Source organism: Kitasatospora sp. NPDC059599 (genome assembly GCF_042735125.1).
Lineage (GTDB): Bacteria > Actinomycetota > Actinomycetes > Streptomycetales > Streptomycetaceae > Kitasatospora.
Genome location: NZ_JBHWCL010000107.1, coordinates 21,001 through 32,292, shown reverse-complemented (window position 1 = coordinate 32,292; position 11,292 = coordinate 21,001). Strand labels below are relative to the sequence as shown.

12 protein-coding genes are annotated in these 11,292 nt (G+C 74.6%); 4 read left to right on the top strand and 8 right to left on the bottom strand.

Annotated features, from left to right (window positions below; all coding sequences use genetic code 11):
* Positions 1–188: 188 nt before the first annotated feature.
* Both ACFV04_RS30275 and ACFV04_RS30270 read right to left on the bottom strand, forming a co-directional pair.
* Positions 189–875 (bottom strand): transglycosylase SLT domain-containing protein, encoded by a 687-nt coding sequence (locus ACFV04_RS30275; protein ID WP_380344767.1) that lies wholly within the window; start codon positions 873–875, stop codon positions 189–191.
* 72 nt (positions 876–947) lie between these two features.
* A complete protein-coding gene (locus tag ACFV04_RS30270) occupies positions 948–1,154 on the bottom strand; it encodes an antitoxin (RefSeq protein WP_380344769.1) in 207 nt (68 codons plus the stop codon).
* Positions 1,155–1,412: 258 nt separating this feature from the next.
* On the opposite strand from ACFV04_RS30270, the gene ACFV04_RS30265 reads away from it, so the two are divergent.
* Entirely contained in the window at positions 1,413–2,030 is a 618-nt protein-coding gene (locus tag ACFV04_RS30265; protein ID WP_380533842.1) for a DUF6542 domain-containing protein, read from the top strand.
* Positions 2,023–3,675, top strand: coding sequence for an LCP family protein (locus tag ACFV04_RS30260; protein WP_380533840.1), 1,653 nt, complete (start codon positions 2,023–2,025; stop codon positions 3,673–3,675). Before ACFV04_RS30265 ends, ACFV04_RS30260 begins: the two co-directional genes overlap by 8 nt.
* A 36-nt stretch (positions 3,676–3,711) precedes the next feature.
* Here ACFV04_RS30260 and ACFV04_RS30255 read toward each other — a convergent pair whose 3' ends face one another.
* Positions 3,712–4,557, bottom strand: a complete 846-nt coding sequence (locus ACFV04_RS30255; RefSeq protein ID WP_380533838.1) for a nucleotidyltransferase — start codon at positions 4,555–4,557, stop codon at positions 3,712–3,714.
* Positions 4,558–4,680: 123 nt separating this feature from the next.
* Between ACFV04_RS30255 and ACFV04_RS30250 the strand changes: the two genes are divergently transcribed.
* Positions 4,681–5,118, top strand: a complete 438-nt coding sequence (locus ACFV04_RS30250) for a DUF4259 domain-containing protein (protein ID WP_380344780.1) — start codon at positions 4,681–4,683, stop codon at positions 5,116–5,118.
* Positions 5,119–5,312: 194 nt separating this feature from the next.
* Here the strand turns inward: ACFV04_RS30250 and ACFV04_RS30245 are convergent, their stop codons facing one another.
* Positions 5,313–6,542 (bottom strand): DUF6777 domain-containing protein, encoded by a 1,230-nt coding sequence (locus ACFV04_RS30245; RefSeq protein WP_380533836.1) that lies wholly within the window; start codon positions 6,540–6,542, stop codon positions 5,313–5,315.
* A gap of 450 nt (positions 6,543–6,992) precedes the next feature.
* Here ACFV04_RS30245 and ACFV04_RS30240 point away from each other — a divergent pair, with 450 nt between their 5' ends.
* Positions 6,993–8,369 (top strand): streptophobe family protein, encoded by a 1,377-nt coding sequence (locus ACFV04_RS30240; protein WP_380533834.1) that lies wholly within the window; start codon positions 6,993–6,995, stop codon positions 8,367–8,369.
* 83 nt (positions 8,370–8,452) lie between these two features.
* On the opposite strand, the gene ACFV04_RS30235 is transcribed toward ACFV04_RS30240, so the two are convergent.
* The 4 genes from ACFV04_RS30235 to ACFV04_RS30220 all read right to left on the bottom strand — a co-directional run bounded on the left by ACFV04_RS30235 (position 8,453) and on the right by ACFV04_RS30220 (position 11,188).
* A complete protein-coding gene (locus tag ACFV04_RS30235) occupies positions 8,453–8,950 on the bottom strand; it encodes a hypothetical protein (RefSeq protein ID WP_380533832.1) in 498 nt (165 codons plus the stop codon).
* Between the two features lie 86 nt (positions 8,951–9,036).
* Positions 9,037–9,411, bottom strand: coding sequence for a DUF1304 domain-containing protein (locus ACFV04_RS30230; protein WP_360257521.1), 375 nt, complete (start codon positions 9,409–9,411; stop codon positions 9,037–9,039).
* Positions 9,399–10,463 (bottom strand): serine/threonine-protein kinase, encoded by a 1,065-nt coding sequence (locus ACFV04_RS30225; RefSeq protein WP_380533830.1) that lies wholly within the window; start codon positions 10,461–10,463, stop codon positions 9,399–9,401. The genes ACFV04_RS30230 and ACFV04_RS30225 overlap by 13 nt, the downstream gene beginning before the upstream one ends.
* Positions 10,460–11,188: a hypothetical protein gene (locus tag ACFV04_RS30220; protein WP_380533828.1), complete on the bottom strand. Its 729-nt coding sequence runs from the start codon at positions 11,186–11,188 to the stop codon at positions 10,460–10,462. The genes ACFV04_RS30225 and ACFV04_RS30220 overlap by 4 nt, the downstream gene beginning before the upstream one ends.
* Positions 11,189–11,292 lie beyond the last annotated feature (104 nt).

Sequence of the window (11,292 nt, the reverse complement as noted above, 5' to 3'; positions counted from 1 at the left end):
CCGCGTGGGCCGCCCGCCTCGGCGTCTGACGCCCGGGGAGCCGGGGCCGACGGCAGCCGGCCCCGGCTCCCCGGCTCATGCCGCGCGCCACGGTCCTGTTTCACGCCGTCACTTCACTCCGCCGTTGCACGGCGTCACTTCACGGCGTCCCTTCACCGGTGTCATTTCACGGTGTCACTTCACGGCTCTCACTTCACGGCGTCGCCGGACTTCGCCCAGTTGTCGCGCAGCCGGTCCAGGTAGGACTGTGCCTGGGAGCCGATCTTGACGCCCCGGGCGAAGGCCAGCATGTTGCCCGCGCCCGCGTTGTAGCCGAGGGCGACGAGTTCGTCCCGGCTCAGCGACACGCCAGGGTGGGCAGGTAGTCGAGCCGCGAGGTCGTGCAGGTGCCAGGCGGCCGCCTGGACGGCCAGGTTGCGGTCGTCCGGGAGCTCCTCCCACTGGCGGGTGGCGAACGGGCGGCCCGGCTTGGTGTCGTCGAACGCGGCCCGGTGCATGTTGGCGATGCCGAAGGAGGCGTCCGGTTTGCTGCGCTGCCAGGCGCGTTCGAGCTCGGGGTCGTGCGGCTTGTACGACTCGTTGTAGAGGATCGCCATCAGCAGCTGCGGGTTGACCCCGGCCTCGGCGGCGTACTGGCGGACCGGCGCGGCGTAGTCGGCGGGGTCGTACCGGCCCGGGGGCTTCGACGGCTCGGCCGGGGCTCCGGTCGACGGCGCGGTGCCGGACGCCGGGGACGACGCGGCGGCGGACGGCGAGGGGTCGGCGGAGGTCGGGCCGTCGTGGCCGTTCCCGCGGACGAGGCCGAGTCCGGCCACGACCACGACGCCGATCACCAGCCAGCGCCCCCAGCCCGACCCCTTCTGTTCCTCGCTCACCGCTGCCGGCCCCTCCCCGTTCGCCCGTGTGTCCGTTCGATCGCCGTACGGTCGGTCGTGCCCGGTGGCAGGTTACTCGGCGGGCTTCCGGTCGTCGTCGAGGTTGTGCAGGAAGTCCTTCGCCTTCGCGACGCCGGTGTCGATCTGCCCGCTGTACTTGCCGTCCGTGCGGTCGTCGATCGCGTCACCGACCTTCTCCAGGCCCTGCCCGATCACGTCGCCGTGCTCGCGGGCGAGGTCGGTGGCCTTGTCCGCGAGGTTCTTCAGACTCTCAAACATGGTGACGCTCTGCTCCTCTGATGCGTTCCTGATGGTGTGCCGACGTGGCGGGGATCATGACCATCCTAACGACGGCCCGCCGAACGGTTCGCCTGCTGCCGGTCGGCGGCGAGTGACGTGGTCGACTCGAGTTTGTATGCTCCAAACCGACTTCTACAGAGCTGTAGAGGACGGGATCGCCGCCGGGACCGAAGGCGTCCCGGCGTCGGCGACGGTGCGATCGCGCCGCCGCAGCCGCAACGATCGAGGGAAGTGCGCATGGCCGGCCAGCGGGCGAGAACGCCGTACCAGGACGCGGGACCGCGCACCGAGGACCGTGCCTTCCCGGCCCAGCGCTCCCGCACGGCCGACGGCCCGGCAGGCGCGGCGGACGCCGGGCGCGGCGGCGCGGAACGGTCGGCGCGGGTGCTGCGGGCGGGGGCGGCGCGCCGACGGCAGCAGGCGCGGCGGCGCGGCGGCCTGGTGGCCCTGTGTGCGGCGGTCGGACTGCCCGTGCTGGGCGGTGTCGCGGACGAACTCGGCGGGCCCGGGGTCGGCCCGCTCTTCGCGGTGGCCTCGGTGCTGGGGACGGGCGCCGCGGCGGCGGTGTGCAGCCGGGCGGGCCGGTGGCGGGTGGTGACGGCGGCTCCGGTCGTGGTGCTGCTCGTCGCGTCGGGCGTGGAGTACGCGGCGCGGCCCGACCGGTACCGGGGCGGGAACCTCGGCACCGGTGCGCTGCGCTGGGTGGTCGAGGCGTTCCCGGTGATGGCCGCCGCGGTGGGCCTGGCGTTGGCGGTGGCCGTCGGCCGGGCAGTGGCCGACCGCCGCCGGGCCGTGCTCGGCCGTCGACGACCCGGCGGTCCCGGCGTCCCGGCCGGGGCGAGCCGCCGTGGCTGAGCGCAACCGGAGCCGGAACGGCAACCGCACCGGCGGCACCGCGGGACGGACGGGCCGCGGCGGCGTTCCGCGCGGTCGCGCCCCGCGGCGCGGGGCCGCCCCGCTGACCGTCGCCGGGCGCACCCTGGCCTGCGCCGTCTCCGTCGCCGTGCTCGGTGCCAGCGGCTTCACCTGGTACGAGTACCGCAGCCTGGACGACGGCATGTTCAAGTCCACCGCGTTGAGCGAGGCCAAGAAGAACGCCCCGCCGCACCTCGACAAGTCCGTCAACCTGCTGCTGATCGGCCTCGACAGCCGCAAGGACATGGACGGCAACGACCTGCCCAAACAGTTCGTCGAGGACGAACTGCACGCCGGATCCAGCGGGATCGGCGGCTACAACACCAACGCCCTGATCGTGCTGCACATCCCGGCCGACGGCGGCAAGGTCACCGCGCTGTCCGTCCCGCGCGACGACTACGTGCAGACCGTGGGCGCCGACGGCAGGATGCACAAGATCAAGGAGGCGTACGGCATCGCCAAGGAGGCCGCCGAGCCGAAGCTGGCCGGCAAGGGACTCTCCAAGGCGGAGCTGGAGCGGCAGAGCCGGGAGGCCGGCCGCTCGGCCACCATCCAGACCGTGCAGAGCCTCCTGGACGTCCCGATCGACCACTTCGCGGAGGTGAACCTGATCGGCTTCTACGACATCGCCAAGGCGGTCGAACCGATCCAGGTCTGCCTCAACCACCCGGTGGACGATCCGATCATCGCGCGGACCGCCACCCACGAGGGCGGCGGCACCGGCCTCAGACTCCCGGCCGGAATCAGCTCCCTCGACGCCGCCCAGGCGCTCTCCTTCGTCCGCCAGCGCCACCACCTGACCAACGGCGACCTCGACCGCACCCACCGGCAGCAGGCCTTCATCTCCTCCGTCGAGTACAAGCTCAAACAGCAGGGCATCCTGAACGACCTCGGGCAGATGCAGAAGCTGTTGGCGGTGGTGAAGAAGGACGTCGTCATCGACAACGAGTGGAACATCCTCGACTTCGCCCGGCAGGCGCCCAACCTGACGGGCGGCAACGTGGAGTTCAACACCCTGCCGATCGCCGGGTTCAAGACCGTCGGCGGGCAGGAGGTCAACACCGTCAACCCGGACCTGATCAAGAAGATCGTCCGGCAGCTGTTCAACCACGAGTCGGCGTCGGGCACCGCCCCCGGGGGCACCGCGGGCGACACCGCCGCGCCCACCGCCGCCCCGCCCCCCTCCGCGTCGGGCGGTCCGCCGAAGGCGGTGGTCGACGTCAACGCGGCGGCCGGCGCCGGTGCGGCCTCCAACGAGTCCAGGTCACTGGCCGAACTCGGCTACCCGGCGGGCAGGATCGGCGACGCCCCGGCCAGGACGAAGGTCACCACCGTGGCCTACGGCACCGGGGCGAAGGCCGACGCCCAGCAACTCGCCACCCGCTACGGCGTCACGGCGGTGTCCTCCGGTGCCGTGGCGCCGGGCCACGTACTGCTCACCCTCGCCACCACCCGGACGCCGACCGCAGCCGCTTCCGCGTCTTCGGGGGGTGCCGCGTCGGGCACCCCGTCCGCCGACCCGTCGGCGGCCCTGCCGATGCAGGGGCCCGCGGTGAGGGCGGGCGGGATCCCCTGCGTGGACTGACGGGCCCGGGCCCCGGGCGCTGGGCAGGGGCGCTGGTCAGGGGCGCGGGGCCTTCTCGCCGTGGACGGCGGTGTACTCCGCCGCGAGCCAGGGGCCGAGGTCGTCGATGAGCACGGCGAGCACGGCCCGTTCCGCGTCGGCGGTGCGGGCGTCGGCGGGAGTGCGGGCGGCGGTGGGAGTGCGGGCGACGGTGGCCGCGAGGCGCATCTGGTCGGCGCGCCCGGGGTAGTGGGCGGCGAAGGCCTCGGCGGAGGCGGTGAGGTCGCTGGTCCAGCCGCCCCAGCGGGGCATGACCAGCGTGAAGCCGGTGCGGACGATCCGGCGGGTGACCGTGCGAGTGAGGGCGCGGACGTCGGCGTCCGTGGCGGCGGCGGCCGCGCGTTCCCGCCAGCCCGGCAGGGCGAGGGCCAGATCGCCGTTGGTCTCCCGGGCGAGCAGCGAGGTGGGGCGGTAGCGGGGGAGCCCGGCGGCGAGGTCCGGGCCCAGCAGCGGGGTGCAGAGGCAGGCCACGAACCAGCCCAGGTCGTGCCGTTCGAGTTCGCTGAGCAGCGTGCCCGTGTCGAAGAGCAGCACGCCGACGCCGTCGACCTGCGCGAACTCGGCGTCCAGCACGGCCTGGAGGGCGTCGGCGTCCGCCCGGTCCGCCGCCGTGGGCTCGTGGTGCAGGGCCAGCAGCAGGTCGAGGTCGGAGACGCCGGGCACCGCAGTGCCGCGCGGGACGCTGCCGTAGAGGTAGGCGCTGTGCAGCCGGTCGGGGCCGAACGCCTCGGCGATCCGTTCCCGGGCGGCGGCCACCACCGGGGCGAACGGCGCCGGCACGCGGGCGAGCGAGCCCTCCCGCGCGATGTGTCCGTCGGCGTCCAGTCCCCGTGTGGTCGTCATGAGGGGCATCCTGCCCCACGGCGGCACCGCTGACCAGCGCATTTCCGCCCGTCCGAGGGATTGTCAGCGGCCTGTGCCAGCATGCGTCGCACACGAGGACGGACGGCGTTTGAGGGGATCGGCGTGGGCACCTGGGACATCGGGCACTTCGACAACGACACCGCGGCGGACTTCGCCGACGCCCTCGACGACGCGGAGCCGGCCGAGCGCGAGTCGATCCTCCGGTCCGCGCTGCTGGGCGCCGCCCGGGCGGGGGAGTACCTGGAGTTCGACGAGGGCGCCGAATCGGTGGCCGCCGCCGCCCTGGTGGCGGCGCAGTGCCCGGGCGGCGCGGCGGTGGAGAGCACCTACGGCCCCGCGGCGGAGATACCGCCGCCGGCCGTCGAGCTGCGCGGTCTCGCGGTGGAGGCACTGGACCGCGTGGTGGCCGAGGAGTCGGAGCTCGCGGAGCTCTGGGACGAGACGGAGGAGGGCCCGGCGTGGCGGCGGGGCGTTCGGGCGCTGCGCGACGTGCTGGAGCCGGTGCCGCCGACGGTGGGCGGACCGCTGTTCGAGTTCTGAGTGGCCGGCGACGACGGTGCACCGGCGGCACCGGGGGCACCGGCGAGACCGAGGGAGCCGATCCCGGCGGACGCGCCGCTGCCACCGGCCGGGGAGGCGGGCGGTGGCAGCGGGGGTCGGCCTGGCGCCGGGTCAGCTCGGCGCGGCGGTCACCGTGGTCGGGCACGGCGGGAGGCCGACGGCGCCGTGGTCGCTCAGGTCGCGGTCGGCGTCTTCGGGGAGATGGTGGTGCTCGCGACCGACGTACTGGTGACGGTGGGCTTGCCGGTGGTCGTGGTGGCGACCGCGCTCGTCGGCGTACCCGTGGTGGCGGTCGCGGTGGCGGCGCTCGACGTCGACTTCGTCGCGGGCGGAGTGCCCGTGGAGGTGGTCGCCGAGGAGGACGACGGCCCGCCCGAGGAGGTGGTCGCTCCCGAGGTCGTGGGGCCGGACGTCGTGGGGCCGGACGTCGTGGAGCCGGAGGTGGTCGATCCCGAGCTCGTGGATCCCGAGGTGGTGGATCCCGAGGTCGTGGAGCCGGACGTCGTGGAGCCCGAGGTCGTGGATCCCGAGGTGGTCGAGCCGGACGTCGTGGGGCCGGACGTCGTGGGGCCTGAGGTCTTCCCCGACCCCGACGGCGTGGACGGCTGCCACGGCGCCGGCGGCGGGACGCCCGGCACCAGCACCTTCGGTGGCTCGACGCCCTTGTCCACGACCTCGATCCGTCCGGTCAGCCGGGCGAACCAGCCGCCGGTCTCGACGTTCACGAGGACGATCTCGGTCACTGGCTGCGGCGCCGGCACCACCACGATCAGTGAGCTCGGCTGGAAGCCCGTCCAGGCCTTGCCGGTGTACTTGGCGTTGCTCATCAGCTTCGGCGGCCCCAGCGGGTTGCCGCAGGCGCAGCGCACCCGGGGTACTCCGTGGGAGTCCACCAGGACGGCCGTGCCCGCCTGCAGCACGGACTGGTACTCGGCCACGGCGCCGCTCTTGTAGCTGTGGTTGGTCACCCGGGTGTCCACCCGCAGGTACGCCGAGGTCAGCGACCGCAGGTAGGCGGGGATGTCGGCCTGGGCGATGCCGGCCGCGGAGGCCCAGGCACGCCCGGTGTCCCCGCCCGAGACCATCCCGATCAGCCGCTCGGTGTCGCAGCTGGACTTGCCCATCTGCGCGCCGTACAGCCCGGCGGAGCTGCCCTCGACGCTGTGGAGCGTGGCCGGCGAGCCGCCCTTGGAGGTTGCGCCGCCCGGGTGGGGGGACGCGCCGCCGGGCTGCTGCGCCGCCGAGGTCGCGGGGGCGGGGGCGGTCATCCCCTGGGTTTCCACCGACGGGGTGAACGGGGCGGGCCCGGGGTCGGCCGGGGCCTGGAGCGCGACCTCGTTCGCGGCCGGGATGGCCTCGGTGTGGCTGCCCTGGTTGCTGACGATCAGGACGGTGGCCACCACGGCCACCACCAGGGTCCCGGCCGCCGCGGCCAGCCCCTTCCCGGAGCGCCACCACGGCCTGCGCCGCCCGCCACCTCCGCCGACAGGCCTGGAACCCCCGGGGCCCGAGGGCGGCGGGGGCACGGACGGCGGTCCGGACGTCCCCCCGCCGGAGGGCGGACCGGCCAGCGGGCCGGACGGGGGACCGGAAGGAGGGCCGTACGGTGGCTCGCTCGGCGGGCCGGACGGCGGCGGTTGGGAGGTCATCGAGGCTCCGTTTCGCAGGCGGCCGGCGATCACGTCCGGCACGGGAAGCTCCTGCCACTGGTTTCCATTTCTCCCCCGGCGCCCCGATCGCCGCAACAGCAGGTGCCCCGGCCGTCGCCGAGCGTGCGCGGCCACCGTCGGTCACTCTGGGAAGGCGGCCGGGCCGGAGGGGCCGGGACGCCCGTCGAGTGACCAGGAGGTGGCATGCAGCAGCCCATGACCGGGGCCGCGGGCCCGCCCGGTGCCGTCCGCGGCTGGTTGGACGCGCTCGCCGTCGTGCTGGCCGGAATGGTCGCGATGGCGGCGGTGGCCGCGCTCGGTCTCTGGCTGGCCGGGGCCGCCGACCTCCCGGGCGGCGGTTTCCCCTCGGTGGTCGCCGCGGCGCTGGCGCTCGCCGTCGGCGGTTCCGTCCAACTCGACGGTGGCGCGGGCAACTTCGCGGCCGTGGACGCCGGGATCAGTGCGATGCCGCTGTCCGTTTCGGTGGTCGGGGCGGTCGTGATGGCCGAGGTGTTCCTGCGGCAGCTGCGCTTTCGCGCGGTGGCCGGCGGCGGCGAGCTGCTCGGCCGGATCGCCCGGACGGTCGTGCTCTGGGTGCTCGCCCTCGTGTTGCTGACCCTCGCCGCCCGGCACAGCTTCGTCGTCCCGCTCGGCGGTGGCCTCGCGGAGTCGATCGGCGGCGCGCTCGGGCTCACCCCGGAGGTCGGCTTCCACGCGGACGGTCTGAGCACCATCGGCATCGGTCTGGCCTGGATGCTGGTGGTGCTCGCGGCGACCTTCGCGGTGTCCCGGCGCGCGCCGCTGCCGCCGGCCCTGGTGCGCTACCAACTCGCCGTCCGCCCGGCCGCGTTCGCGCTCTGGATGGTGCTGTTGGCGTACCTGGCGCTCGGTGTGGTGGCGGGGGTGCTGACCGCGATCGTGAACGGCAACGCCCGGCAGACCATGGCGGTGGTGCTGCTGGTGCTGCCCGACCTGGTCTGGATGGCCTTCGGGATCGGTCTCGGCGCCGACTGGCAGGGCAGGCTCTCCGGCGCGCTCGGCCTCCCGGTCCCCAAGCCGCTCGCGGACGTGCTGCGCGTCCCGAAGGGGCAGACGGCGACGGTCGACCTCGGCACCCTGGCCGAACAGGACGCCCGCAGCTGGTGGCTGTTGCCGCTGGCCGCCGTGGTGCTGTTCGCGGCCGCGTTCCTGGCGGCCCGCCGCTCGCCCCGCACCGTCCGGCTCTGGCGGCACGCGGTACGGTTCGCGCTCGCCGCGGCCGTCACGATGCTGTTGGTGGGCCTGTGGACCCGGATGGACGCCGAGTACGGGATCTCCGTGCTCGGCGTGGGCCTCGACCAGGGCGGCCTCGGCGACCTGCTCGGCTCCGTCCTCGGCGAGTCGAATCCGGTGGCCGGCATCGGTGGCGGCAGCATCACGCTGCACCCGTCACTGTGGACGGCGGTGCCGCTGGCGGCGGGCTGGGGGCTGGTCACCGGCGGGCTCGGCGCGCTGCTCGCCACCCGGGTGCAGCACCGGGGCGAGGTCGACGGCGGAGGTGCTGCCGGGCAGGCGGCGGAGGACGGGTCGTCGGGCAGGTGACGACGGGGCGGCCGTCGGTCGGGTGACGGACGAAGGGCCGCCGGCCGGCGGACCGGCCGGGGCGCTCGGGTCGGCCGGGGCGCTCAGAAAAGCCGGTGCCCCTGCACCCACACGCTCTTCCGGCCGGTGTTCCGAATGAACCGGAGCTTGTTGACGCCGTCGTGCATGCCCGCGCTGAGCACCAGCGACGGGCCGACGATCACGCCCAGGGCGGCCAGGCCGAGGAGCATGCCGATGTTGCCGACGGCCTGGTCGTCCCCCTCCTCGACGGTCTGGCCGCCCAGGTGGATCAGCATGGGGACGGTGGCCAGGAGCGAGAGCAGCAGCAGCCACCCCAGCACCCGTTGGACCTGTCGCTTGGCCCGCGCCCTGGCGGCGCTCTCCACCCGGACCGAGAACGACCGTCGGCAGCGCGGGCAGATGACGCCGATCTCCTCGGACCCGCCGGTCGGCCGGGGCGAGCCGCCCTCCGGAAGGTGCGAGATGCTCCAGTTGACCTTCGTCATGCCGGTCTTGTGCTCGACGCTCACCCGGCAGCCGAGGCCGACGACGTACCGGTCGGTGATCGGGAATCCGGCCACTGTTGTCTCCCCCCAGCCGCCGCGACCGTCGCGGGGGCAGGCGGATTGTAGCCGCGCAAAAGGGTGGTAAAACCTGTGACTGATCGTCAAAAAGCCTCGGTCAAAAGGATGACCGAGGCCGGGACGATCTGAGCGAGTGCGCCGTGCCACAGCTTCGGTTCCGAGACGAACAGGGTGATCCCGCCCGCGACCATGAACGCGGCGATGTAGAGGATCACCGCCCGGCCCGAGCCGCTGTGCCCGGAGTGCAGGAGGACCAGGCCGGTGACCAGGCCGAGGGCCAGGAACAGGTTGTAGAAGCCCACGTTGAAGCGCCACAGCCGGACCTCGGGGGCGTCGGCGGTGTTGCCGGTGAGCAGGTAGCGCACCCGCGGGTGCCCGTACAGGAAGCTCTCCAGCGGCCACGCGACGAGGTGGATCGCGGCGGCGACCATGGCGAAGACCTGGCTCACGGCGTCCATGGCGGGCGGTTCCCTCCCGAGGTCGACGGCGACAGCGGTGCGGACGGCGGACGGACCACCGGCGCGGCCCAGGCGGGCGGCTCCGGCGGCGCGTGCGGCCCGCCCCGGGCGACCGCCGGGACGACCCGGGTGGGCGGACCGCCCGCTTCCCACGGGCTCGGGGCGGATCCGGCCGGTGCCGTCGCCGCGCGCAGCTCGGCGACGAACTGCCGACAGCTCTCGAACCGTTCGCCCGGCGTCTTGGCGAGCGACCGGGCCACCGCCGCCGCCACCGGGGCGGGCAGGTCGGGCCGCTGCTCGTCCAGTGCGGGCGGCGGGTCGTTGAGGTGTGCCCAGAGCAGCGCGAGGTCGCTCTCCCGGCGGAACGGCGGGGTGCCCGCGAGCATCTCGAACACCACGCAGCCGAGGCTGTACTGGTCGCAGCGGCCGTCCAGCGGCTTGCCGGAGATCTGCTCGGGCGCCGCGTAGTCCAGGGTCCCGACGATCTGGCCGACGCTGGTCAGCCCGCTGAGCGAGAGGGACTTCTTGGTGAGCCCGAAGTCCGCCAGGTACAGGTGCTCGGGGTGCTCACTGTCCGTTCCGGCGGCGACCAGCACGTTGCCCGGTTTGACGTCCCGGTGCACCAGGTCGCGGTCGTGCGCGGCGTCCAGCGCGGAGGCGATCTGCAGGGCCAGCCGGGTGGCCCGGTCCACCGGGAAGGGGCCGCTGCGGTTGATCAGGGCCCGCAGGTCCCCGCCGTCGACGTAGCGCATCGCGATGAACAGGATGCCCTCGTGCTCACCCGCCTGGAAGATCGGGATGATGTTCGGGTGGTCGATCGCTGCGGCGGCCTCGGACTCGTGCATGAAGCGCCGCCGGAACACCTCGTTGCGGGCGAGTTCCGGGGCCAGCAGCTTGACCGCGACGGTCCGGCCGAGCCGCAGGTCCTTGGCCCGGTAGACCACGGCCATGCCGCCGCGCCCGATCTCGCCCTCCAGCCGGTAGCCCGCGACCTTCCTCCCGACCAGGCCGGCGGGCAGGCTCGGGGCGGACAGCTGTTCGTCGGGGGTCACGGCTCACCGGCCTGGGTGGGGGCGTACGGGCCGGGCGTCGGCGCGGGCCCGGGCGAGGCGGCCGGCGTCGGTGCGGGTCCGGGCGGGGGAGTGGGCGACGGTGCCGCGGCCGTGGGCGGCGTCTCGGAGGGCGTCGCGGACGGTGCGGCCGTGGGCGGCGTCGCGGACGGTGCGGGGGAGGGCGGCGTCGCGGATGGCGTCGCCGACGGTGCGGGGGAGGGCGTGGGCGCGGAGGCCGGCGGGCGCCGGTCGGTGGCTGCGTACGTCTGGAGCTGCAGCCCGTCGCAGTAGCACCAGCGGTCGTGCACGGGGTCGAACACCCAGAGCGCCTCGCCGTCGACCGCCAGGCCCACCCGCAGGCCGCGCGAGCGCTCCCGGAAGGCCTCCAGGTCGAGGGTCCCGGCCGCGAGGTCCTCCAGCAGGGCCCGGTAGCGGGCCAGTGCTGCCTCCGCCTCGGCGAGGGCCGGGCGCGGGTCGGCGGTCCGGGCGGGCGGCCCGCCGGCCGCCGGCGGTGGATGCGGCAGGGCGACCAGCAGCCGGCCGTCGACCCAGGTCATCCAGCCGTTGGAGCAGAGGACCTGCGCCCAGTCGCCCTGGCGGGCGAGCAGCTGCAGCGGGAGCAGCTCGTCGAGCCGGGCGGTGGGCCGGGCCGGATCGGGGGCCGTCCAGGAGGCCAGACCGCCCGGCGGGACGACGTGGGTGGGGTTGAACGCGAACTCGTCCATGGGCGGCTACATTTCCTCCGCCGCGCGACCCCCGCCGCGCGCGGCACGACTCGCACCACAGGGCTGTTCTCACTCTACCGGCGCGGGCCCCGGTCGACCCGGCG